Here is a 23,321-nt window from a genome sequence, read left to right on the forward strand (position 1 = left end):
TCCATGGCCCGCGTCGTCACAGAACATGTTCGGCAGATCGGGAAGCATTTCCTGTCGGAGCGCATACTGACCGAGTTGAGCGACATTCGAAGCCGACATGCCATGCATTGCTCCTTTCTCGACGCATTTCTGGACTGCCTGCTGGACAAACACGAGGGGCGCTATTGGAACCGGACCTACCTCGCGCTGCCGCTCCTGGAACTCCTCTTGGACGACCAGCACTCCGAGGTGAGTCCCGACCGGTTGTCCACTTTGCTCGTGTCCGACGCCATACGATTCGAGACGGAGACGGCGGGCGGGTCGTCCGAGCCCCCTTGCCGGGGTCGTCCGGATCCGGCGACGCTGCGCAAGCGGCTGCGTCATGCCCTGCGGTTCGTGGCCGACGACCTCGGCGGACCGGACGCCGCCGACCCGCAGGACCTCGTCGACCGGTTGCCCAGGCCACCCGCGACGGACGCCGGTCGGTGGTTCGACGTCACCGTCCAACCCGTGTACGTGCTGCACGACGAATACTTCTTCATCCGCGTCCTGCAGACCCACGAAATGCTCTTCACCGAAATCGCCAGGGACATACGGAAAGCAGTCGGAGCACTGCGTGACGGGAAATTGACAGCGAGTGTGGAGCTCGTCGATCACGCGACCGCAATTTTCGAGCGTGCGGCGGCACTGTTCCGGATCACCGCCACGATGCGGGCCGAGCAATTCTCCGTCTTCCGGCAATTCACCCAGGGGGCCAGCGCCATTCAGTCCGAGCAGTACAAGAAGTTCGAGATTCTGTGCGGTGTTCCGCCCGCCCCTCGCTTGCACTCGGCCGCCTTCACGAATGTGCCGGCCGTGCGGGACGAGGCGGAGAGCGCAGCCCATGACACTGTCACTCAGGCTTATCTCGACCTCCGCCGCGCGGGCGCGTTCGGCCAGGCCGAGTGGAATCTGCTCGACTCGGCGCTCGGCAGGCTGGAAGCCCGGCACCAGCGCTGGAAGTCGACCCACCGCAGCCTTGCCGTGCGCATGCTCGGCGATGCGCACGGCTCCGGTCACACCGACGGCGTTCCGTATCTGACGAAATGTGTAGAGAATCGGCTGTTCTGGCAGCTCAGCGAGGAATGAGCCCGGACCGCGCCCTGACGGCCCCGCCGTCTCGCTCCCGTCAGGCCTCGTCGCGCGTCAGCGCCAGCAACCGGTCCAGGACGCGGGGGCCGCCGGCCCGTACGCCGTCGTGCTCGAACTCGTCGGTGACCCAGGTGCGCAACCCGCGGATCGCGCGGGCGGTGGTGAGGGAGTGGGCGGTGTCGACGTACATGTCGTCGTGGTAGACGGCCGCCGCGACCGGCACCTCGTTGGCGGCCAGGCGCGCCGGGTCGTACAGGGGGGTCCAGTCGGTGCGGGCGGCGAGGAGTTCGGCCGTATCGCGCAGCGGACGCAGCGCCGGGTCGCAGTCGAACATCCAGGGGTGGATCGTCTCGCCGGTGAAGAGCAACGGCCCGTCGCCGGCGAGGGTCTTGGCCGCGTCGAACTGCGGGAACTCGGCCCGTACGCGCTCGGCGGACCAGGCGGTGGGGCGGGCGTCCTGGCCGTAGATGGCCTCGTGGACGAGGGCGTACAGCGGGTGGCCCGCGTACGAGAGCAGGCCCTGCACCTCCTCCTGGAAGGCGTCCGAGAGGGTCAGGCCCTGCGGGGTGCGGACGAAGGCGTCCTCCAGCAGGTAGTGCAGACGGTGGCTGCCCTCGCTGCCGCCGAGGAGGATGCCGAGGGACTGGAAGGCCTCGGCGGTGAGGCGGTAGCCGTTCGGCAGGACCACGTCGTGCGCGAGGAGGTGGTCGGCGATACGGCGGGCCCGCTCGACGTCCTGCGGGTAGCGGGCGTAGTGGGCGGCGACCTTGCGCTCGATGCGCGGGTAGGCCGCGCGGTAGACGTCGTCGGCGTGGGCGTCGAGGGAGGGCAGGCCACCGGTGACGACGGCGGCGGTCAGGCCCTCGGGGGCGGTGGAGAGGTAGTTGACGGTGCAGAAGCCGCCGAAGCTCTGGCCGAGGACGGTCCAGGGGGCGCCGCCGGTCACGTCCCGGCGGATCGCCTCGCAGTCGCGGACGATCGAGTCGGCGCGGAAGTGCGTGAGGTAGTCGGCCTGTTCGGCGGGGCCGCCGCGCAGCGGGAGCGTCTGGCGGTTGGCGGGCGTGGAGTGGCCGGTGCCGCGCTGGTCGAGCAGCAGGACGCGGTACTCCTTCAGCGCGCGGCCGAGCCAGGCGCCCTTGCCGACGAAGCGGTTCGCGCCGAAACCGGGGCCGCCCTGGAGGTAGACCAGCCACGGCAGGTCCTGGTGCGCCTTGTCGGTGGCGACGACCTCACGGGCGTAGAGCTCGATCGTCTCGCCCTCGGGGGCGGCGTGGTCGAGGGGCACGGTGAAGTGGCGGTCGGTGAGGACGACGCCGGGCTGGCGGTAGCTGACGGTCAACAGGGCTCCCGGGACGGATGGTTTTTCGGGCCGCGTCCCAGTTCAGCACATGTTCGTCCGTCGACCGACCCCCAGGATCATGAAATCGTACTGAACGGCGGATCAGCGGGCGGCGAGGCTGGACCGTCGTACCACGAGCTCCGGCTGGAGGACGACCCTGCGGTGCTCGTGCTTCCTCGTGCCGGTCTCCTCCTCCGTCTCCTCCAGCAGCATCTCGGCCGCCAGGGTGCCCATGGTGACGGCGGGCTGCCGTACGGAGGTCAGGGGGACGGCCGCGGCGGCCGCGAACTCGATGTCGTCGTAGCCGACGATCGCGAGGTCGTCGGGGACCTTGATGCCGGCCGCGTACATGGCCTGCAGGACGCCGAGGGCGAGGAGGTCGTTGGCGCAGAAGACGGCGGTGGGACGGTCGGCGAGGCCGAGGAGGCGGGCTCCGGCGTCCCGGCCGGCGGCGACGTCGAGCCGTTCGGTGGGCAGTTCACGCAGGTGCTCGGGGCCCAGGCCGGCCTCCTCCAGCGCGGTCAGGGCGCCGGTGCGGCGGTCGCGGACCTGGTTGAGGCCGGGCGGGCCGCTGACGTAGGCGATGGAGCGGTGCCCGGCGTCGACGAGGTGGCGCACGGCGAGCGCGCCACCCGCGACGTCGTCGACGGAGACCGAGCACTCGGTGGTGCCCTCGGCGACGCGGTCGACGAGGACGAAGGGGATGTTGTGCCGCCGGAACGTGTCGATGTTGCGGCCTGTTGCGTCGGCCGGGGTCAGCAGCACGCCCCGCACCCGCTGCTCGGCGAAGAGCGACAGGTACTCGGCCTCCTCACCGGCGCTCTGTGCGCTGTTGCAGACCATCACGCCGAGCCCGGCGTCGCGCGCGGTGCGTTCGGCGCCGCGCGCCACGTCGACGAAGAAGGGGTTGCCCATGTCGAGGACGAGCAGCCCCATGATCCGGCTGCGGCCCGCGCGCAGCTGGCGCGCGGACTCGCTGCGGACGTAGCCCAGCCGGTCTATCGCGGACTGCACGCGCGCCCGGGTCTCGGCCGCGACCGCGTCCGGGCGGTTGATGACGTTCGAGACCGTGCCGACGGAGACTCCGGCGGCACGGGCGACGTCCTTGATACCCACCGACTGGGTCATCGGGCAGGGACCTCCAGGGAGACGAGGGGCGGCGGGAAGGCACATTACCGTCATGCCGCCCACAACGGCTGTGGTCAGGCGGGCAGGCGGAAGTCGAGGGTGCGCAGCGCCGAGGGCGTCGTACCGCTGGACTTCTCCTGGTACATGATCGACAGGAAGTTGTCCTGTGCGACGCGGGTCTCGTCGATCACGACCTCGCCGAAGGCGTTGAGCCCGGCGGTGACGCCGTCGTACAGCACCGTCCAGTCCGTGTATCCGGAGGCCTTGGAGGCACCGGCGATCCGGCAGAACGGGAAGACCGCGTACGCGTTGTCGTATTTGTCCAGGATCAGTTTGGTGCGCTGGCTGGAGTTCAGCGGGACCGGGATCTCGGTCTTCTGCCAGGTGCCGGAGGAGTTCTTGCGGACGTGGAAGGCGCGGCCGTTGGCGATGCGGTCGGCGACGTAGTTCGTGGTGCACTGGCCGAAGCGGCCGGGGACGTAGCTGATGATCGCGTGCGGCAGGCCGGCGGAGTCCGTGAACTGGCTCTCCTGGTTCATCAGGGAGTGGTCCGCGTTGATCGCGTCGATCACCAGGCCGCTGTCGGTGACGGCGACCTTGTCGGAGCCACCGGTCGTGCCGACGACGACGCCGGCGTTGTTGCGCCAGGTGCGGCCACGGTCGTCGGAGTAGACGTAGCCGGTGTCGTGGTTGCTGATGCCGCCGCCGTTGCACATCACGGCGCCGTTCTGCTCACGCCAGGTGAAGAAGGAGTGCAGTCGGCCGTTCTTGTCGTAGTCGATGCCGTGCAGGTACATGTTGCGGGCGGTCGAGGAGCCGTGCTCGCTGGTGTACGTGCCGGTGGAGCTGCTCCACTCCCCCAGGTTGGTCCAGGCCGAACCGTCGTACTCGGCGAGGGCGTTGCGGCCGTTGCCGGAGATGGCGACCCGGTAGCTGAGCTGGAGCTTGCCGTCGGGGGTGGAGACGAACTGCGGGTAGGTGAACTGCGAGGTGAGCGCGAGGCCGTCCAGGGTGGACTGGGGTGCGCCGAAGCGGCTCGCGATCCAGCTCAGGCCCGCCGGGTTGTCCACGAGGCCTGCGACCGACTTGACGTAGGTGAACCCGTCGCTGTGCGAGTCCATGTTGAGGTGGAGACGCCCGTCGATCTTCGAGATGCCCATCGAGATGACGTTGTGGGAGTCGTTGTAGCGCAGGGTGTGGCCGACCTTGACCGTGGACCAGGCGGTGGAGCCGAGGGCGCGGCGGCCGACGACGGCGCCCCGGTCGGCGGTGTACCAGACGGCGTACTGGTAGCCCTTGTAGGTCAGCAGGCCGTTCTTCTGGAAGGCGTTGTTGTTGACCAGACCGTCGTACGAGACGAAGAAGATGGCCTGGGTGTCGAGCGTGGTGGTGCCGGTCAGGGTGACCGAGGGCCCTGGGTCGGCGGCACGGGCGGTGCCTGAGGCGAGGGCGGGGGTCATCACGGCTCCAGCGAGGGCGGCGCCCAGCAGCGTACGTCTCTTCATCTCGGGGGACTCCATTGTCGGCGAGGTAGGGGGCGGATCAGGCGAGGTGGAACACTTCCGTCAGGGGTTTCATGGCCTCGTCGGGCCGGGCTCCGTCCAGCGATTCGAAGAACGGCGCCATCTCCTTCTGCCAGCGGGCGTTGACCTCGGCGGCCTCCATCCCGGCCTGGGCGGCGGCGAAGTCCTCGGTCTCCAGGTAGCCGACCAGGAGGCCGTCCTCCCGCAGGAAGAGCGAGTAGTTGTGCCAGCCGGTGGCGGAGAGCGCTTCGAGCATCTCCGGCCACACGGCGGCGTGCCGCTCGCGGTACTCGTCCAAGCGGTCCTGACGGACCTTCAGCAGGAAGCACACGCGCTGCATCAACGACCCTCCGGGGTCTAGAAGTTGAACTGGTCGATGTTCTTGGCGTCGAAGACGGTCGGCTTGCCGAGGCTGATCACGCCGTCCTTGCCGATGGTGTACTCGCCCATGGAACCGGCCTTGAAGGTCTCGCCCTCCTTGCCGGTGATCTGCCCGGAGGACAACGCGACGGCGGTGCGGGCGGCCAGCTCGCCGAGCTTCGCCGGGTCCCACAGCTCGAACGCCTCGACGGTGCCGTTCTTGACGTACTTGCGCATGTCGTTGGGGGTGCCGAGGCCGGTCAGCTTGACCTTGCCCTTGTACTTGGAGCCCGACAGGTACTGGGCGGCGGCCTTGATGCCGACGGTGGTCGGGGAGATGATCCCCTTCAGGTTCGGGTACTCCTGGAGCAGGCCCTGGGTCTGCTGGAAGGACTTCTGGGCGTCGTCGTCACCGTAGGCGACCTTGACCAGCTTGATGTCCTTGTACTTGGGGTCCTTCAGCTCCTGCTTCATGAAGTCGATCCAGATGTTCTGGTTCGTCGCCGTCTGCGCGGCGGACAGGATCGCGATCTCGCCCTTGTAGTCGATCTGCTCGGCGAGCAGCTGCACCTCGGTGCGGCCGAGGTCCTCGGCGGAGGCCTGCGAGACGAAGGCGTTGCGGCAGTCGGCGGTGGTGTCGGAGTCGTAGGTGACGACCTTGATGCCGTTCTTCATGGCCTGCTTCAGCGCGGTGCACAGCGCGCCCGGGTCCTGCGCGGAGACCGCCATCGCGTCGACCTGCTGCTGGGTGAGCGTGTTGACGTAGGAGACCTGGCCGGCCGTGTCGGTGGCGCTGGACGGGCCGACCTCCTTGTAGCTGGACCCCAGCTCCTTCAGGGCCGCCTCGCCGCCCTTGTCGGCGGACGTGAAGTACGGGTTGTTGACCTGCTTGGGCAGGAAGCCGACGGTCAGCCCCTTCTTCAGCTCGGCGTTCGGGTCGGCCTTGCCCCCGGTGGCGGCGGAGGCGCCCTCGTTCTTGACGTCCTCCTTGGTGGTGCCGCCGCAGGCGGTGAGGGCGAGAGCGAGGGAGGTGACGGCGGCGAGGGCCGCGCAGGAACGGCGGATGGATGCCTTACGCATGCTGGGTTCCTTCTTACGAGGTGAGGTGGAGCGCTTCTGAAAGGGACGCGGGGCTGTTTCGATATGCGGCTGCCGCCGCGTGGGCGCGACCAGCCACATACGGCCGGAAGATCGAAGACGGTCTCGCTAACGCAGCGCTTGCGCTCTGCGCCCGGCCCTTGCGACAGAGATCTGGCGTACGACCCGGGGGCCGAGCACGGAGAGGACGAGCAGGACGCCGGTGACGACGATCTGCGACTGCGCGGAGACGTCCTGGAGACTCATGACGTTCTGCAACGCACCGAGCAGGAAGACACCGGCGATCGCACCACCGAGCGTCCCCTTCCCACCGTCGAAGTCGATTCCGCCGAGCAACACGGCGGCCACGACCGACAGTTCAAGCCCGGTGGCGTTGTCGTAGCGAGCGCTCGCGTAGTGCAGCGCCCAGAAGATCCCGGTGAGGGAGGCCATCAGCCCCGTCACCGTGAACAGGATCAGCTTCTGCCGCTTGACCCGGATCCCGGCGAACCGCGCGGCCTCCTCGCTCGCACCGGTCGCGAAGACCGACCGACCGAACGGCGTGGCGTGCAGGACGATCACGGCGATCGCGAGGAGCACCAGGAAGGGCAGGAAGGCGTACGGGATGAACGTGTCGCCGATGCGCCCGGCCGCGAAGTCCAGGTACTGCGTCGGGAAGTCGGTCACCGCGTCGGAGCCGAGCACGATCTGGGCGATGCCGCGATAGGCGGCGAGGGTGCCGATGGTGACGGCGAGGGACGGCAGCCCCAGCCTGGTCACCAGCAGACCGTTGATCAGTCCGCACACCACACCGAGCACCAGGCAGATCGGAATGATCGTCTCGATCGTCATGCCCTGGTTCCACAGGGCGCCCATCACGGCGCCGGAGAGACCGGCGGTGGAGGCGACCGAGAGATCGATCTCGCCCGAGACGACCAGGAGCGTCATCGGCAGGGCGATCATCGCGATCGGAAGGGTGTTTCCGATCAGGAACGACAGGTTGAGCGCGTTTCCGAAGCCGTCGACCGTGGTGAAGGACAGCAGGAGCACGACGATCAGGAGAGCGCCGACGACCGTGTCCCAGCGGACGGCGCGCGCGAGCGACGAGTCAGCCATGGCGGGCGTTCCTCTTCTTCAGGGCGTTGGCCACGCGCAGTGCGACGATCCGGTCGACCGCGATGGCGAGGATGAGCAGGATGCCGTTGATGGCGAGGACCCAGACGGAGCTGACGCCGAGGGCCGGCAGCACGCTGTTGATGGAGGTCAGCAGCAGCGCGCCGAGCGCGGCGCCGTAGACGCTGCCGGAGCCGCCGGTGAAGACGACGCCACCGACCACGACCGCGCTGACGACGGTGAGTTCGTAGCCGTTGCCGGTGCCGGAGTCGACGTTGCCGAACCGGGCCAGGTACATGGCGCCCGCGAGTCCGGCGAGGGCCCCGCAGAAGGTGTAGGCGGCGAGGATCCGCTTGCGGACGGGGATGCCGGCGAGGCGGGCGGCCTCGGGGTTGGAGCCGAGGGCGTACAGCTCGCGGCCGCTGCCGTAGTGCTTGAGGTAGTACGCCGTGGCCACCAGGACGACGACGGCGATCAGGGCCAGCCAGGGCACCGCGGAGATGCCGCCGGAGCCGAAGTCGACGAAGCCGTCCGGGAGGTCGGCCGCGGTGATCTGGCGGGAGCCGACCCAGATCGAGTCGATACCGCGGATGATGTAGAGCGTGCCGAGGGTGACGACGAGCGCGGGCACCTGGCCGAGGCTGACGAGCAGGCCGTTCAGCAGGCCGAAGGCGACGCCCATGAGGATCGCCAGCAGCACGGCGACCACCGGGTTGCCGCCGCCCTGGAGATAGGTGCCGGCGGCGAAGGCGCTGATGCCGAGGGTGGAGCCGACGGAGAGGTCGACGTTCCTGGTGATCACCACCAGGGACTGGCCCGTGGCGACCAGGACCAGGATCGTCGCGTTCAGCAGCAGGTCCTTGATGCCCTGTTCGGTGAGGAACTGGCTGTTGCCGATCTGGGTGACGACGATCATCACCACGAAGACGGCCAGGATGGCGAGTTCGCGCATCTTGAAGACGCGGTCGACGAGGCGGGTGCCGCTGGACTTGGGCACGTCGGTGACAGGGGCCTCGTGGGGAGTGGTCACCGTCATGCGGCGGCCCTCCCGGTGGCTGCGGCCATCACGGTTTCCTCGGTGGCTTCGGAGCGGGGGATCTCGGCGGTCAGGCGGCCCTCGTGCATCACGAGCACGCGGTCGGCCATGCCGAGGATCTCGGGCAGGTCGGAGGAGATCATCAGGACGGCCACACCGTCCGCGGCGAGTTCGCTGAGCAGCCGGTGCACCTCGGCCTTGGTGCCGACGTCGATGCCGCGGGTGGGCTCGTCGACGATCAGGACCCTGGGGCCGGTGGCGAGCCACTTGGCGAGGACGACCTTCTGCTGGTTGCCGCCGGACAGGGTGTTCACGGTGTCGGCGATCCGCGCGTACTTGACCTGGAGCTTGACGGCCCAGTCGAGGGAGCGGCTGCGTTCGGCGGCACGGTCCATCAGGCCGGCCCTGACGGTCGTACGCAGGCCGGTGAGGCCGATGTTGCGCTCGATGGACATGTCCATCACCAGGCCCTGGGCGCGCCGGTCCTCGGGGACCAGGGCGAGCCCGGCGGCCATGGCGGTGGACGGGGCGCCGTTGGCGAGCCTGCGGCCGTCCACCTCGACCTCGCCGGCGTCCCAGCGGTCGATGCCGAACACGGCCCGCGCGACCTCGGTGCGGCCGGCGCCGACCAGTCCGGCGAGGCCGACGATCTCGCCGCGCCGTACGTCGAAGGAGACGTCGGTGAAGACACCCTCGCGGGTCAGCCGGCGCACGCTCAGGGCGACCTCGCCCGCCCGCACCTCCTGCTTGGGGTAGAGCTCGTCGAGGTCACGGCCGACCATCCGGCGTACGAGGTCGTCCTCGGTCATGCCGGCCAGCGGCTCGCTGGCGATCCAGGCGCCGTCCCGCAGGGTGGTGACCCGCTTGCAGATCTGGAAGATCTCCTCCAGCCGGTGCGAGATGAACAGGACGGCGGCCCCCTGCTCGCGCAGGGTGCGGACGACTCCGAAGAGGCGGGCGACCTCGCTGCCGGTGAGGGCGGCGGTCGGCTCGTCCATGATGAGGACGCGGGCGTCGAAGGAGAGCGCCTTGGCGATCTCGACGATCTGCTGGTCGGCGATGGACAGGCCGCGCGCGGGGCGGTCGGGGTCGAGTTCGACGCCGAGGCGCTGCATCAGGGCCAGGGTCGCCTGGTGGGTGGCCTTGTGGTCGATCCGGCCGAGGGCGCGCCGGGGGCGGCGGCTCATGAAGATGTTCTCGGCGATCGACAGGTCGGGGAAGAGAGTCGGCTCCTGGTAGATGACGGCGATGCCGGCGTCGCGGGCGTCGCCGGGGCCGTGGAAGACGACCGGCTCACCGTCGAGCAGCACCTGGCCGGTGTCCGGCCGATGCACTCCGGCGAGGGTCTTGATGAGGGTCGACTTGCCCGCGCCGTTCTCTCCGGCGAGGGCGTGCACCTCCCCGGGAAACAGCTCCAGGGAGACGTCCCGCAGGGCGCGGACCGCGCCGAAGGACTTCGAGATGTCCCTGAGCGCCAGAACCGGGGCCGGACCCGTGGTGGACGGGTGGGTCATGAGGGCTCCTCGACGACACCGGGCGGGACGGCCCTCTCGGCGTCGTGAAAGGTTTCAACTTGGTTGCCGGGACGTTAGGCGTGGACGACATGTCACGTCAATGGGTTCGTGTCGAAAATATTTCGATGAACGAAGGTCACGGCCGAGTCACGGCAAACGGCCTGGGCCGCAGGGGTTGACACTCCTTCGGGCGACTCATACGTTCCCGTCTTGAATCGTTTCACAGTGAAGTGGTTCGGACGCTCGCCGTCCGACCGCCTTCCGACTTCCGTCCCGACGTCACAGGAGCCCTCAGTGACCGAGCTCGCCGCGGTGAAGGCCGCACTCAAGACCCAGGCAGTCGAAACGCCGTCGTGGGCGTACGGGAACTCGGGGACGCGGTTCAAGGTGTTCGCCCAGCAGGGCGTGCCACGGACACCGCGGGAGAAGCTGGAGGACGCGGCGCAGGTGCACGCGTTCACGGGGGTCGCGCCGACCGTCGCCCTGCACATCCCCTGGGACAAGGTCGACGACTACGCGGCGCTGGCCAAGTTCGCCGAAGAGCGTGGCGTGAAGCTGGGCGCGATCAACTCCAACACCTTCCAGGACGACGACTACAAGCTGGGCAGCATCTGCCATCCGGATGCGGCGGTGCGGCGCAAGGCCGTCGATCATCTGCTGGAGTGCGTCGACATCATGGACGCGACGGGCTCCTCCGATCTGAAACTGTGGTTCGCGGACGGCACGAACTATCCCGGGCAGGACGACCTCCGGGCGCGGCAGGACCGGCTGGCCGAAGGGCTGGCCGAGGTGTACGAGCGGCTCGGGGACGGGCAGCGGATGCTGCTGGAGTACAAGTTCTTCGAGCCGGCCTTCTACTCGACGGACGTCCCGGACTGGGGGACGGCGTACGCGCACTGTCTGAAGCTCGGGCCGAAGGCGCAGGTCGTCGTGGACACCGGGCACCATGCGCCGGGGACCAACATCGAGTTCATCGTCGCCACGTTGCTGCGGGAGGGGAAGCTCGGGGGGTTCGACTTCAACTCGCGGTTCTATGCGGACGACGACCTGATGGTGGGGGCGGCCGATCCGTTCCAGTTGTTCCGGATCATGTACGAGGTCGTGCGTGGGGGTGGGTTCTCGCCCGAGGTCGCGTTCATGCTCGACCAGTGCCACAACATCGAGGCGAAGATTCCGGCGATCATCCGGTCGGTGATGAATGTGCAGGAGGCCACGGCGAAGGCGCTGCTGGTCGACCGGGTGGCGCTGGGTGAGGCGCAGGCCTCGGGGGATGTGCTGGAGGCGAACGCCGTGCTGATGGACGCGTACAACACGGATGTGCGGCCGTTGCTTGCCGAGGTACGGGGCGAGATGGGGCTTGATGCGGATCCCATCGGTGCGTACCGGCGGTCCGGGTGGGCCGAGAAGATCGTGGCTGAGCGGGTTGGTGGGGAGCAGGCCGGGTGGGGGGCGTGAGCTTCTGCCGAGTTCTGTCGTCTGCGGGCTGCGGGCCGTGTGTGGCTGGTCGCGCAGGTCCCCGCGCCCCTGAAAGCAGCTCCCTCCCCCTCTTCTAGATAGGACTGAACGTTCATGGCAACCCATCCCGAAGCTGCCGCTCTCCTCGCTCGTTCCCATCGGCTTGGCTCCGATCCCCGTAACACCAACTACGCCGGCGGGAACGCGTCCGCCAAGGGCACCGACACCGATCCCGTCACCGGGGGTGATGTGGAGCTGATGTGGGTCAAGGGGTCGGGAGGTGACCTCGGGACGCTCACCGAGGCCGGGCTCGCCGTGTTGCGGCTGGACCGGATGCGGGCGCTCGTCGATGTCTATCCGGGGGTCGAGCGTGAGGACGAGATGGTCGCCGCGTTCGACTACTGCCTGCATGGGAAGGGTGGGGCGGCGCCGTCCATCGACACCGCCATGCACGGGCTGGTCGGGGCGGCGCATGTCGATCATCTGCATCCCGACTCCGGGATCGCGCTCGCCTGTGCCGCCGACGGGGAGAAGCTGACCGCCGAGTGCTTCGGCGACACGGTCGCATGGGTGCCCTGGCGGCGACCCGGATTCCAGCTGGGGCTGGACATCGCCGCCATCAAGGAAGCCAACCCGCAGGCGATCGGCGTCATCCTCGGTGGGCACGGCATCACCGCGTGGGGCGACACCGCCGAGGAGTGCGAGCGGAACTCGCTGCACATCATCCGGACCGCCGAGACGTTCCTGGCGGAGAAGGGGAAGGCCGAGCCCTTCGGGGACGTCATCGAGGGATACGAGGCGCTGGCCGAGGACGAGCGGCGGGAGCGTGCCGCGGCACTGGCGCCGTATGTGCGTGCGATCGCCTCGCAGGACAAGGCGCAGGTCGGGCACTTCAACGACTCCGACGCGGTGCTGGAGTTCCTGGCCCGGGCCGAACACCCCCGGCTGGCCGCGCTGGGCACCTCCTGCCCCGACCACTTCCTGCGGACCAAGGTGCGGCCGCTGGTGCTGGATCTGCCGCCGACCGCTCCGCTCGACGAGGTCGTCGCCCGGCTCAAGGAGCTGCACGCGGAGTACCGCGAGGAGTACGCCGCCTACTACCAGCGGCACGCCCTGCCCGACTCCCCCGCCATGCGGGGTGCCGACCCGGCGATCGTGCTGGTCCCGGGCGTCGGCATGTTCAGCTTCGGCAAGGACAAGCAGACCGCGCGGGTCGCGGGCGAGTTCTATGTGAACGCCATCAACGTGATGCGCGGCGCCGAGGCCGTCTCCGCGTACGCGCCCATCGAGGAGTCCGAGAAGTTCCGGATCGAGTACTGGGCGCTGGAGGAGGCCAAGCTTCAGCGGATGCCGAAGCCCAAGCCGCTCGCGACGCGGGTCGCGCTGGTGACCGGGGCCGGCAGCGGGATCGGGAAGGCGATCGCGCAGCGGCTGGTGGCCGAGGGCGCGTGTGTGATCGTCGCCGATCTGAACACCGACAACGCCCGGGCCGTCGCCGAGGAGCTGGGCGGACCGGACAAGGCCGTCGCGGTGGCCGTGGACGTCACCTCGGAGGAGCAGATCGCCGACGCGTTCAAGGCCGCCGTGCTCGCCTTCGGCGGTGTGGACCTGGTCGTCAACAACGCCGGAATCTCCATCTCCAAGCCGCTGCTGGAGACCTCGGCGAAGGACTGGGACCTCCAGCACGACATCATGGCGCGCGGTTCGTTCCTGGTGTCCAGGGAAGCGGCGCGCGTGATGATCGCCCAGGAGCTGGGCGGCGACATCGTCTACATCGCCTCCAAGAACGCCGTCTTCGCCGGGCCGAACAACATCGCCTACTCGGCCACCAAGGCCGACCAGGCCCACCAGGTGCGGCTGCTGGCCGCCGAGCTGGGTGAGCACGGCATCCGCGTCAACGGGATCAACCCGGACGGTGTCGTGCGCGGGTCGGGCATCTTCGCCGGTGGCTGGGGTGCCAAGCGGGCCGCCGTGTACGGGGTCGAGGAGGAGAAGCTGGGTGAGTTCTACGCCCAGCGCACCATCCTCAAGCGCGAGGTGCTCCCGGACCATGTCGCAGGTGCCGTCTTCGCCCTGACCGGCGGCGACCTGACGCACACCACCGGGCTGCACATCCCGGTCGACGCCGGCGTCGCGGCCGCCTTCCTGCGGTGAGCGCGGACCTGAAGTCGTACGCCGCGGTCGACCTCGGCGCGTCCAGCGGGCGTGTCATGGTCGGCCGCGTCGGCCCGGACTCGCTGGAGCTGAGCGAGGCCCACCGCTTCCCGAACCGGCCGGTGCGGGTGCCGGAGGGGCTGCGCTGGGACGTGCTCGGGCTGTACGCGGGGGTGCTGGACGGGCTGCGGGCGGCCGGCGCCCACTGCGGTGGACGACTCGACTCCGTCGGCATCGACAGCTGGGCCGTGGACTACGGCCTGCTGGACGCCGACGGGGCGCTGCTCGGCAACCCCGTGCACTACCGCGACTCCCGCACGGAGGGGGTCGCGGAGAAGGTGTGGGCGACCGTGCCGGCGGCGGAGCTGTACGCCGCCACCGGATTGCAGTACGCGCCCTTCAACACGCTGTACCAGCTGGCCGCGGCCCGGGATTCCGCTCAACTCTCCTTCGCCAAACGGCTGTTGCTCGTCCCGGACCTGTTGACGTACTGGCTCACCGGCGAGCAGGGCACCGAGCTGACCAACGCCTCCACCACCCAGCTGATCGATCCGCGGACCCGGGACTGGTCGTACGACGTGGCCTCGCGGCTGGGTGTCGACCTGGGCCTGTTCGCGCCGCTGCGGCAGCCCGGCGACTTCGCGGGGGTGCTGCGCGGTGAGGTGCTGGAGGAGACCGGGCTGAGCGGACCGGTGCCGGTGACGGCGGTCGGGTCGCACGACACCGCGTCGGCGGTGGCCGCCGTCCCGGCCGAGGCCGAGCGGTTCGCGTACATCTGCACCGGCACCTGGTCGCTGGCGGGCCTGGAGCTGGGCGCGCCCATACTCACCGAGGAGAGCCGGGCCGCCAACTTCACCAATGAGCTGGGGCTGGACGGCACGGTCCGGTATCTGCGCAACATCATGGGGCTGTGGCTTCTCCAGGAGTGCGTACGGGCCTGGGGCGAGCCGGATCTGGGCGCGCTGCTGCTCGACGCGTCCAAGGTGCCGGCGCTGCGGTCGGTCGTGGACGCGGGGGACGCGGCGTTCCTGGCGCCGGGGCGGATGCCGGAGCGGATCGCCGAGGCGTGCCGTGCCTCGGGGCAGCCGGTGCCGGCCTCGCCCGCCGAGATCACGCGCTGCATCCTGGACTCGCTCGCCCTCGCCCACCGCAGGGCGATCGCCGACGCCCAGCGGCTGGCCGACCATCCCGTCGACGTCGTGCATGTCGTCGGGGGCGGCACCCGCAACGCCCTGCTGTGCCAGCTGACCGCCGACGCGTGCGGACTGCCGGTGGTGGCGGGACCGACGGAGGCCGCGGCGCTCGGGAACGTCCTGGTGCAGGCACGGACCCACGGGCTGGTCGGCGACCTGGCCGACGGGCGGCGGCTGCTCACCCGTACGCAGCCGTTGACCCGGTACGAGCCGCGGGGGGACGCGGCACGCTGGAGCGAGGCGGAGGCCCGGCTCACCCGAGGGTGAATCCCACCCGGCGGTGAGCGGGGTCTCCCCCCGGCCGCGTGCCCGCACTACCCTGCACTCATCCGATGATCGATCACAAGGAGCCGCGATGCGTGTCGCCCTGTTCCTGACCTGTGTCAACGACACGCTCTATCCGGACACCGGGCGCGCCGTGGTGAAACTGCTGACCAGGCTGGGCGTCGAGGTCGACTTCCCGATGGCCCAGACCTGCTGCGGACAGGCCCACTACAACACCGGCTACCGCCATGAGGCCGAGCCGCTCGCCCGGCATTTCTCCGATGTCTTCGGGGAGTACGAGGCGATCGTCACCCCGTCCGGATCGTGCGGGGCGATGGTGCGCGAGCTGTATCCCCGGATGGGTGAGCGGGCCCGGGCCGAGGGGCGCGGGGACGCCCTCGCGGCGACCCTGGCACCGGTGGTGCCGAAGACGTACGAGCTGACGGAGTTCCTGGTGGACGTGCTGGGGGTGACGGACGTGGGCGCCTACTACCCGCACAAGGTGACGTACCACCCGACCTGTCACGGTCTGCGCGGGCTGGGCCTGGCCGACCGGCCCCGGCGGCTCCTCCAGGCCGTCAAGGGGCTGGAGTTGGCGGAGCTGCCGGGGGCCGAGGAGTGCTGCGGGTTCGGCGGCACCTTCGCGCTGAAGAACTCCGATGTCTCGGCGGCGATGGGCACGGACAAGGTGCGCAACGCCGAGTCGACCGGCGCCGATGTGCTGTGCGCGGCGGACAACTCCTGTCTGATGCACATCGGCGGGACCATGGCGCGGCTGCGGACGGGCATGCGGCCGGTGCACATCGCGGAGATCCTGGCGAGCACGGAGGAGGAGCCGGCCGTATGAGCGGGACGTTCGTAGGAATGCCGGCCTTTCCGAAGGCCGCGCACGAGGCCGTGCACGACACGACCCTGCGCGGCAATCTCCGCCACGCCACGCACACCATCCGCGGCAAGCGGGCCAAGGCCGTGGCCGAGGTGTCCGACTGGGCGGAGCTGCGGGAGGCCGGGAAGCGGATCAAGGACCATACGCTGCGTCATCTCGACCGGTATCTCGTCCAGTTGGAGGAGTCGGTCACGGCGGCGGGCGGCATCGTCCACTGGGCCGCGGACGCCGACGAGGCCAACCGGATCGTGGCGGACCTGGTGAAGGCGACCGGTGAGTCGGAGGTCGTCAAGGTCAAGTCGATGGCCACGCAGGAGATCGGGCTGAACGAGGCCCTGGAGGCGGAGGGCATCCGCGCCTACGAGACCGATCTCGCCGAGCTGATCGTGCAGTTGGGCAAGGACCGGCCGTCGCACATCCTCGTCCCGGCGATCCACCGCAACCGCGGCGAGATCCGGGACATCTTCCGCAAGGAGATGAGCGAGTGGGGCCGCCCGGCCCCCGAGGGCCTCACGGACACGCCCGCCGAACTCGCCGAGGCGGCCCGCCTGCACCTGCGCGAGAAGTTCCTGCGGGCCAAGGTCGGCGTCTCCGGCGCCAACTTCATGGTCGCCGAGACCGGCACGCTGGTCGTCGTCGAGTCCGAGGGCAACGGACGGATGTGCCTGACACTGCCCGAGACGCTGATCTCGGTCGTCGGCATCGAGAAGATCGTGCCGACCTGGCAGGACCTGGAGGTGTTCCTCCAGACCCTCCCCCGCTCCTCCACCGCCGAGCGCATGAACCCGTACACCTCCACGTGGACCGGCACGACGGACAGTGACGGGCCGAGGACCTTCCATCTGGTCCTGCTCGACAACGGCCGCACCGACACCCTCGCCGACGAGGTCGGCCGCCAGGCGCTGCGCTGCATCCGCTGCTCGGCCTGCCTCAACGTCTGCCCGGTGTACGAGCGGGCGGGCGGACACGCCTACGGCTCGGTCTACCCGGGCCCGATCGGCGCCATCCTCAGCCCTCAACTCCGGGGCGTGACAAGCGAGATCGACGCCTCGCTGCCGTACGCGTCGTCGCTGTGCGGCGCCTGCTACGAGGTGTGTCCCGTCGCCATCGACATCCCCGAGGTGCTGGTGCATCTGCGGGAGCGGGTCGTCGAGGGCGGCCAGGTGACCGCGAACGGCAACAAGGTGGTGCTGAAGCCCGCCAAGGGGCATGCCGCCGAGCGGGCCGCGATGCGGGCGGCACGCTGGGCGTTCAGTCACCCGGGCGCCCTGCGGACCGGGCAGCGGCTCGCCTCGCGCACCCGCCGTCTGCATCCGCGCACGCTCCCCGGGCCGGGCCGGGCGTGGAGCGGGACGCGGGACCTGCCGGCGGTGCCCGCGGAGCCGTTCCGGGACTGGTGGCAGCGGACGCAGGGTGGAAAGGGCGGTGCCAAGTGAGCAGCAGGGAACGGATCCTGGGGCGGGTGCGGCGGGCGCTGGCCGACGTACCGGCGACGGAACGCGACGACACCTCGTACGAGCGGGCCGTGCCGCGGGACTATCTGCGGGAGCACGGGTCGCGGAGTGTCGCGGAGACAGTCGAGCTGCTGGCGGAGAACCTGGCGGACTACCGGGCGATCGTGCACCGCTGTACCCCCGCCGATCTCGCGGCCACGATCTCCGGGATGCTGGCGGCGCGGGGGGCGAAGACGGTGCTGGTGCCGTCGGGGCTGGACTCCGAGTGGCTCGCGGCGGCCGACGCCGAACGGATCGCGGACCGGGCGGAGAGCACCCCGGACGAGTTGGACCGGGTCGACAGCGTGGTCACGGCATGTGCGCTGGCCGTCGCCGAGACCGGCACCATCGTCCTGGACGGCTCCCCCGACCAGGGCCGTCGCCGCATCACGCTGGTCCCCGACCACCACATCTGTGTCGTACGGGTCCCCGAGCAGGTCGTGTCGTCCGTTCCGCAGGCCCTCGAACGCCTCGATCCGACCCGCCCGTTGACCTGGATCTCCGGCCCGTCGGCGACCAGCGACATCGAGCTGGACCGGGTCGAGGGAGTGCACGGCCCGCGCACGCTGGAGGTCGTCCTGGTCGGCGACTAGGGGTGTTTCGAAAGTCCCGTGCGGTGCCGATGGGGGTCCCCCGCGCGAGGTTGTTCGAGCGTGGGGGAGGAGCTACTTGGGCCTCTGGCCGGTGCGGCGAGGGTGCGTGCCGGGCGCCGCGGGTGCTGTGCGGGACTTTCGAAACACCCCCCAGCGCGCCGGCTCAGATGTCGCGCCGCTCCAACGGCCGTACGGCGGGGCCCTGGACGACCCGGCCGTCGGGGTCGAAGCGGGAGCCGTGGCACGGGCACTCCCAGGCCCGCTCGGCGCGGTTGAAGGCGACCAGGCAGCCCAGGTGGGTGCACTTCGCGGAGACGGCGTGCACGGTGCCGTCCTCGTCGCGGTGGACGGCGCAGCGTTTGCCGGCCACGTGGACGATGGCGCCGTCGCCGGGTGCGATGTCGTCCACCGAGCCGGCCGAGGGGCCCGGCAGGTGCTGGAGCCGGTCGCCGACGAAGTGGCGTGCCACGTCGGCCTGGTGCTTGACGAAGTCCTTGCCCTCGCGGACGACGGGCATCACCCGGCGGGGGTCGTACAGCTCGCTCCACGGGTTCTCCCGGCCGGTGATCAGGTCGCAGAGCAGCCTGCCCGCCATGATGCCGCTGCTGAGTCCCCAGCCGCCGAAGCCGGTGGCCACGTAGCAGTGCCGGCCGGCGGGGTGCAGGGGGCCGACGAGCGGTACGGAGTCGGTGGAGTCGTTGTCCTGGGTGGCCCAGCGGTGGGTGAAGGTGAGCTCGCCGAAGCGGTCCGTCGCCCAGTCGGACAGGTCCTTGAAGCGTGCCTCGACATCGCCGCCGGTGCCCGGGGTGAAGTGCTCGCCGGTGACGATGAGCAGGCGTTCACCGTTCGCGTAGGGTGCCGTGCGCACCGAGCGGGTGTTCTGCTCGGGGGTGATGTACATGCCGTCCGGTGCGGCGGCCGCGTCGATGGGGGCGGCGACCACCAGTTCCCGCCGTGCGGAGAGGCGGGTGAACAGCAGGGCTCGGTCGAAGACCGGGTAGTGCGTGGCGACCACGACGGTCTCGGCCCTGACCTTCACGCCGTCCTCGGTCGTGAGCACACAGGGCTCGCCCTCGGAGAGGCCGACCACGCGGGTCTGCTCGTGCACCTGCCCGCCGAGGCGTTTCAGGTCGGCGACCAGCGCCAGCAGGTACTTGCGGGGGTGGAACTGCGCCTGCCCCGCGACGCGCACCGCGCCCGCCACCGGATACGGCAGGTCCGTGTCGGTGACGTACTCGGCGGCCAGGCCCGCCTCCCGGGCCGCGTCGGCCTCCGCCCGCAGTGCGTCGGTACGGTCACGGTCCTCGGCGTAGGTGTAGGCGGCCGCCTCCTCCCAGTCGCAGTCGATGCCGAGCTCGTCCACGACCTCGGCGGCGTGCCGGATCGCGTCCGTCTGGGAGGTCGCGTACAGGTGGGCGCCGTCCTTGCCGCGGGTGCGCCGGAGCCGGTCGTAGATCAGGGTGTGCTGGGCGGTGAGCTTCGCGGTGGTGTGCCCGGTGACGCCGGCGGCGACCCGGTCCGCCTCCAGCAGGGCGACGCCGTGCCCCCGCCGGGCCAGTTCCCAGGCGGTGGCGATCCCGGCGATGCCCGCACCCACGACGGCGACGTCGACCGTGAGGTCGCCGTGCGGCGGGGGTGCGAGGTCGCCGGGCGGTGCCGTCTGGATCCAGTACGACGGGTGGGTGCGGGTCGGCTCGTCCATGGCGGCCGAGTTCCCCGCACCGGCTCCGTCACACGAGGGACCGCAGGTCAGCCCAGAGCGCAGGTCACCTGGTAGCGGCCGGACGGCAGCCGGTAGCTGGCCGTCCCGTCCGCGAAGCCCAGGTCGTCGACGCCGGGCACCCTGGACAGGGGGGTGCGGCCCTCACGCACCGTGTCCGGGTCGGCCGTGGGGATGCCCAGGGTCGCCGTACTGTTGGCGGGGACCACGGCCCGGTAGGTCAGTTTCCGGCCGTCCGTGTGCCACTCGCTGACGATCTCGCCGTACGGCGAGAGATGTGAGCCGGCGACGCGGGTGACCCGTCCGCTCGGGTCGAGGTGCGGGCGCAGGAAGAAGTGCCGGAAGCCCGGATGGGCCGGGTCCTTGGCGATGCCGGCCATGCTCTCGTACATCCACTCCATGATCGCGCCGTAGGAGTAGTGGTTGAACGAGTTCATGTCGACCGGGCCGAAGCCGTCCTCCTTGGAGTAGGAGTTCCAGCGCTCCCAGATGGTGGTGGCGCCGCCCCGCACCGAGTACAGCCAGGACGGCATCGCGTCCTGGTGCAGCAGCTTGTACGCGAGGTCGACGCGGCCCTCGTCGGTGAGGACGGGGGCGAGGACGTTCACGCCGAGGAAGCCGACGGAGAGGGTGTTCTCGGCGTACCTCACACGGGTGCTGTCGGGGTGGGCCTCCTTGTAGGCCTCGTCGTTGCCGATGTTCGCGGCGAGCAGCTCGACGAGCCGGCGGCGCTGGGCGTCGGTGTCGTAGAGGCGGAGCTTGAGGACCCAGAGCAGCGCGGTCTGGCTGTTGTCCTCGGGTTTGCCGCCGAGCCACGGCGGGGCCTCGCCCAGGCTGGAGCGGACGGTGACCCGGCCCGTGGCGGGGTCGGTGACGAGGTACTTGGCGATGAACGCCCGTTTGATCCGGGCGAACAGGTCCTCGTACGTCCGTGTCTCGGCGGTGCGGCCGGTGGCGCGGGCCATGTCGGCCATCAGGCGGGCGCTGTAGCCGTAGTAGACGTCGCTGATGAGCTGCGTGCTGGTGTCCTGGAAGGCCAGCCAGTCACCGAAGATCGCGCCCTGGCCGGCGTAGGTGTCGCCGGTGCGCTGCCGGATCCAGTCCAGGTACTTGGTCATCGCGGCCCAGCTGCGGTCGATGACCGTGGTGTCGCCGGACATCTGCCACACCGTCCAGGGCACGACCACCCCGCAGTCGGCCCAGCCGCTGGCCGGGATGGGCTGGTTGTAGCGGGCGCCGGGTGCGATCCAGGTGAACTGGGCGCCGTCCGCGCCGTAGGTGCGCTGCGAGTCGATGAGGGTGTCCTGGAAGTGGCTGAGGAAGTTCACCGCGTCGGCGTTGTAGAGGCCGGTGTTCGAGAACAGCTGGGTGTCACCGGTCCAACCGCAGCGTTCGTCGCGTTGCGGGCAGTCGGTGGGGACCCACAGGTAGTTGCCGCGCTGGCCCCAACGGACGTTGCTGATCAGCTGGTTGACGTCCGCGTCGTCGGTGATGACGGTGCCGATGTCGTGGAGGGCGGAGGTGGCGACGCGGCCGGTGAAGCGGGTGAGGGTGACGGTCTCGGTCGCGGTGACGGAGACGTAGCGGAAGCCGTAGAAGGTCAGCGAGTCCTCGTGGGTCTCGCCGTCGGGGTCGCCCTTGAGGGTGTAGGTGCTGGTGGCCTTGGCGGAGCGGAGGTTGGCGCGGTAGACCGAGCCGACGGGGCCGTCGGCGCCCGCGCTGTCGTCGTTGAGCATCTCGCCCGGCTTGAAGTCGACTTGGGCGCCTGCCGGGCCGCGCAGGGTGTAGCGGGGTACGCCGACCACGTTCTGCCCGAGGTCGATCACGGCGGTGTCGCCGGGGTGCAGGGTCACGGCGGCGGTGGCCGCGGTGTCCGGGTCGGTGACGGTGCGGGCGGGGTCGACGACGATACGGCCCTTGCCGTTCGGGCTGCCCTCCTGACCCGTCACGCCCGTGTAGACGGTGAGGGAGGACGGCCGGCGGTCCCACTCGGGCATCAGACGGGCGCTTTCGCCGGGGTAGGCGACCAGCTTGGCGTCGGGGAACCTGGAGCCGAAGTCGTGCTCGGTCACGTCCGCCCAGCCGGAGGTGTCGAAGCCGGCCGACGTCCAGCCCGGGAGCTCCCTGCGGGCGTCGTAGGTCTGGCCGTCGTAGATGTCGTCGGCGCGGTGGGGGCCGGTGTCGGTGGCCTGCCAGTCGTCGCCGGGTGCGGTGACGATCGTCTGCTCGGATCCGTCGGCGTACCGGACGAGGAGCTTGGCCTTGAGGGCCAGGGGGTTGCCGTCGGCCGAGTAGTAGGCGCTGTTCTCGGAGATCCGGCTGTTGTACCAGCCGTTGCCGAGCACAGCGGCGAGGGTGACCTGCCCTTCGTGCCGGTCCCCCGCCACCAGGTCCGTGACGTCGTAGGTGAAGTAGTTGACGGTGGTGTCGTAGTTGGTCCAGCCGGGGGCCAGGAGCTCGTGGGTGGTGCCGTCGCCCTGGGGTACGGCGACGCGGTGGCCGTTGACGTGGGCCTCGTACACGCCGAGGGCGGAGATGTAGAGCCGTGCGTCCCGCACTCGACGTCCTGTCAGACGGGCTTGGCGGCGCAGCAGCGGGGCGCCGGCGGTGTGGGGCCGCTTGCCCGCCATGGTGATCCAGCGGGCGCCGTCCCAGCCGGCCGTGCCGTCGGTGCCGAGCAGGCCGGTCTCGAAGTGGGCGGTGGGCGCGGCGGGGACGGTACGGCCGGTCTCGTCCCAGACGGTCACCGTCCAGTGGTAACGGGTGGAGGCGCGCAGGGCGGGGCCCGCGTAGCGCACGGCGACCGAGTCGGGTGAGGTGACGCGGCCGCTGTTCCACACGTCCGCCCGGCCGGGGGTCAGGCGGTCGGGCGCGGTCGCGACCAGGATCCGGTACGCGGACTGGCGGCGACCGCGCACCGGGGACGCCGTGCGCCAGCCGAAGCGCGGGTGGGTGGCGTCCACGCCGAGGGGGTTCGTTCTGTGCTCGACCGTCAGGCCCTCTACCGCGGTGCGGCGCGGGGTCGGTGCGGCCGACGCGGGGGTGCCGCCGACGACTCCGCCCGCGAGGGCCAGGGGTGCGGCGCCCAGGGCCGTGGTGAGCACCGTCCTTCGGCGCACCCGGCGGCCCTGCGTGCTGTCGACTCCGTCATTCATGCCGTGGTCCCTTCGGCTTGCTCGGAGTTGGAACGATTCAGCCGGAACGTCGGTTGAAGCTAGTGGCAGAAGTGACGGGAGTCCATGGCGCATGCAGGACAAATTCTGTGCAGATTCCAACAGATACGCTCAGTCGACGAGCTAGGGATTGAAACCGTTCAAAACGCGATGACGGTTCGCGGCGCCGCGACGGGGGCCTCCCCGGCGG

The 23,321-nt window shown here is 70.2% G+C and carries 17 protein-coding genes; 7 read left to right on the plus strand and 10 right to left on the minus strand.

What is annotated here, in order from left to right:
- Nucleotides 1-3 precede the first annotated feature (3 nt).
- The gene (locus ACFZBP_RS12960; RefSeq protein WP_391412565.1) at nt 4-1,107 is read left to right on the plus strand and encodes a tryptophan 2,3-dioxygenase family protein; all 1,104 of its coding nucleotides are present in this window, start codon (nt 4-6) and stop codon (nt 1,105-1,107) included.
- A gap of 40 nt (nt 1,108-1,147) precedes the next feature.
- Here the strand turns inward: ACFZBP_RS12960 and ACFZBP_RS12965 are convergent, their stop codons facing one another.
- From ACFZBP_RS12965 to ACFZBP_RS13000, 8 genes are all read right to left on the minus strand, one after another.
- Entirely contained in the window at nt 1,148-2,449 is a 1,302-nt protein-coding gene (locus ACFZBP_RS12965) for an alpha/beta fold hydrolase (protein WP_391412568.1), read from the minus strand.
- Between the two features lie 102 nt (nt 2,450-2,551).
- The gene (locus ACFZBP_RS12970) at nt 2,552-3,577 is read right to left on the minus strand and encodes a LacI family DNA-binding transcriptional regulator (RefSeq protein ID WP_383442664.1); all 1,026 of its coding nucleotides are present in this window, start codon (nt 3,575-3,577) and stop codon (nt 2,552-2,554) included.
- Nucleotides 3,578-3,651: 74 nt separating this feature from the next.
- Entirely contained in the window at nt 3,652-5,082 is a 1,431-nt protein-coding gene (locus tag ACFZBP_RS12975; RefSeq protein ID WP_391412572.1) for a BNR-4 repeat-containing protein, read from the minus strand.
- Between the two features lie 37 nt (nt 5,083-5,119).
- Nucleotides 5,120-5,440, minus strand: a complete 321-nt coding sequence (locus ACFZBP_RS12980; RefSeq protein ID WP_217215229.1) for an L-rhamnose mutarotase — start codon at nt 5,438-5,440, stop codon at nt 5,120-5,122.
- Between the two features lie 17 nt (nt 5,441-5,457).
- Nucleotides 5,458-6,540: a rhamnose ABC transporter substrate-binding protein gene (rhaS, locus tag ACFZBP_RS12985; RefSeq protein WP_383442658.1), complete on the minus strand. Its 1,083-nt coding sequence runs from the start codon at nt 6,538-6,540 to the stop codon at nt 5,458-5,460.
- 126 nt (nt 6,541-6,666) lie between these two features.
- The gene (locus ACFZBP_RS12990; protein WP_383442655.1) at nt 6,667-7,653 is read right to left on the minus strand and encodes an ABC transporter permease; all 987 of its coding nucleotides are present in this window, start codon (nt 7,651-7,653) and stop codon (nt 6,667-6,669) included.
- Nucleotides 7,646-8,686 carry an ABC transporter permease gene (locus tag ACFZBP_RS12995; protein ID WP_383442651.1) on the minus strand — a complete coding sequence of 347 codons (1,041 nt, stop codon included), beginning with the start codon at nt 8,684-8,686 and terminating at the stop codon, nt 7,646-7,648. The genes ACFZBP_RS12990 and ACFZBP_RS12995 overlap by 8 nt, the downstream gene beginning before the upstream one ends.
- On the minus strand, nt 8,683-10,200 hold the full coding sequence (locus ACFZBP_RS13000) for an ATP-binding cassette domain-containing protein (protein WP_391412577.1): 1,518 nt from the start codon (nt 10,198-10,200) through the stop codon (nt 8,683-8,685). Before ACFZBP_RS13000 ends, ACFZBP_RS12995 begins: the two co-directional genes overlap by 4 nt.
- 294 nt (nt 10,201-10,494) lie before the next feature.
- On the opposite strand from ACFZBP_RS13000, the gene rhaI reads away from it, so the two are divergent.
- From rhaI to ACFZBP_RS13030, 6 genes are all read left to right on the plus strand, one after another.
- Nucleotides 10,495-11,655: an L-rhamnose isomerase gene (rhaI, locus tag ACFZBP_RS13005; RefSeq protein WP_391412581.1), complete on the plus strand. Its 1,161-nt coding sequence runs from the start codon at nt 10,495-10,497 to the stop codon at nt 11,653-11,655.
- A gap of 114 nt (nt 11,656-11,769) precedes the next feature.
- Nucleotides 11,770-13,809 (plus strand): bifunctional aldolase/short-chain dehydrogenase, encoded by a 2,040-nt coding sequence (locus tag ACFZBP_RS13010; RefSeq protein ID WP_391412584.1) that lies wholly within the window; start codon nt 11,770-11,772, stop codon nt 13,807-13,809.
- 8 nt (nt 13,810-13,817) lie between these two features.
- Nucleotides 13,818-15,269 (plus strand): FGGY-family carbohydrate kinase, encoded by a 1,452-nt coding sequence (locus ACFZBP_RS13015; protein ID WP_391413027.1) that lies wholly within the window; start codon nt 13,818-13,820, stop codon nt 15,267-15,269.
- A gap of 88 nt (nt 15,270-15,357) precedes the next feature.
- Nucleotides 15,358-16,113: a heterodisulfide reductase-related iron-sulfur binding cluster gene (locus ACFZBP_RS13020; RefSeq protein WP_391412587.1), complete on the plus strand. Its 756-nt coding sequence runs from the start codon at nt 15,358-15,360 to the stop codon at nt 16,111-16,113.
- Nucleotides 16,110-17,588 carry a LutB/LldF family L-lactate oxidation iron-sulfur protein gene (locus ACFZBP_RS13025; protein WP_383442636.1) on the plus strand — a complete coding sequence of 493 codons (1,479 nt, stop codon included), beginning with the start codon at nt 16,110-16,112 and terminating at the stop codon, nt 17,586-17,588. Before ACFZBP_RS13020 ends, ACFZBP_RS13025 begins: the two co-directional genes overlap by 4 nt.
- On the plus strand, nt 17,585-18,238 hold the full coding sequence (locus ACFZBP_RS13030; RefSeq protein ID WP_391412590.1) for an LUD domain-containing protein: 654 nt from the start codon (nt 17,585-17,587) through the stop codon (nt 18,236-18,238). Before ACFZBP_RS13025 ends, ACFZBP_RS13030 begins: the two co-directional genes overlap by 4 nt.
- Before the next feature lie 163 nt (nt 18,239-18,401).
- On the opposite strand, the gene ACFZBP_RS13035 is transcribed toward ACFZBP_RS13030, so the two are convergent.
- Both ACFZBP_RS13035 and ACFZBP_RS13040 read right to left on the minus strand, forming a co-directional pair.
- Complete coding sequence (locus ACFZBP_RS13035; protein WP_391412593.1) at nt 18,402-19,940, minus strand: FAD-dependent oxidoreductase; 1,539 nt, start codon at nt 19,938-19,940, stop codon at nt 18,402-18,404.
- Nucleotides 19,941-19,987: 47 nt separating this feature from the next.
- On the minus strand, nt 19,988-23,113 hold the full coding sequence (locus ACFZBP_RS13040) for a family 78 glycoside hydrolase catalytic domain (protein ID WP_391412595.1): 3,126 nt from the start codon (nt 23,111-23,113) through the stop codon (nt 19,988-19,990).
- Nucleotides 23,114-23,321: the final 208 nt, after the last annotated feature.

Origin of the sequence: Streptomyces sp. NPDC008086 (assembly GCF_042957325.1) — a bacterium.
In the GTDB taxonomy this organism is placed as follows: domain Bacteria; phylum Actinomycetota; class Actinomycetes; order Streptomycetales; family Streptomycetaceae; genus Streptomyces.

What these genes read in the sequence shown, in the direction of transcription:
- ACFZBP_RS12960 (WP_391412565.1), top strand. Translation starts at nt 4, where the DNA reads ATGGCCCGCGTCGTCACAGAACATGTTCGGCAGATCGGGAAGCATTTC.
- ACFZBP_RS12970 (WP_383442664.1), bottom strand. Translation starts at nt 3,577, where the DNA reads ATGACCCAGTCGGTGGGTATCAAGGACGTCGCCCGTGCCGCCGGAGTC.
- ACFZBP_RS12975 (WP_391412572.1), bottom strand. Translation starts at nt 5,082, where the DNA reads ATGAAGAGACGTACGCTGCTGGGCGCCGCCCTCGCTGGAGCCGTGATG.
- ACFZBP_RS12980 (WP_217215229.1), bottom strand. Translation starts at nt 5,440, where the DNA reads ATGCAGCGCGTGTGCTTCCTGCTGAAGGTCCGTCAGGACCGCTTGGAC.
- rhaS (WP_383442658.1), bottom strand. Translation starts at nt 6,540, where the DNA reads ATGCGTAAGGCATCCATCCGCCGTTCCTGCGCGGCCCTCGCCGCCGTC.
- ACFZBP_RS12990 (WP_383442655.1), bottom strand. Translation starts at nt 7,653, where the DNA reads ATGGCTGACTCGTCGCTCGCGCGCGCCGTCCGCTGGGACACGGTCGTC.
- ACFZBP_RS12995 (WP_383442651.1), bottom strand. Translation starts at nt 8,686, where the DNA reads ATGACGGTGACCACTCCCCACGAGGCCCCTGTCACCGACGTGCCCAAG.
- ACFZBP_RS13000 (WP_391412577.1), bottom strand. Translation starts at nt 10,200, where the DNA reads ATGACCCACCCGTCCACCACGGGTCCGGCCCCGGTTCTGGCGCTCAGG.
- ACFZBP_RS13010 (WP_391412584.1), top strand. Translation starts at nt 11,770, where the DNA reads ATGGCAACCCATCCCGAAGCTGCCGCTCTCCTCGCTCGTTCCCATCGG.
- ACFZBP_RS13020 (WP_391412587.1), top strand. Translation starts at nt 15,358, where the DNA reads ATGCGTGTCGCCCTGTTCCTGACCTGTGTCAACGACACGCTCTATCCG.
- ACFZBP_RS13025 (WP_383442636.1), top strand. Translation starts at nt 16,110, where the DNA reads ATGAGCGGGACGTTCGTAGGAATGCCGGCCTTTCCGAAGGCCGCGCAC.
- ACFZBP_RS13035 (WP_391412593.1), bottom strand. Translation starts at nt 19,940, where the DNA reads ATGGACGAGCCGACCCGCACCCACCCGTCGTACTGGATCCAGACGGCA.
- ACFZBP_RS13040 (WP_391412595.1), bottom strand. Translation starts at nt 23,113, where the DNA reads ATGAATGACGGAGTCGACAGCACGCAGGGCCGCCGGGTGCGCCGAAGG.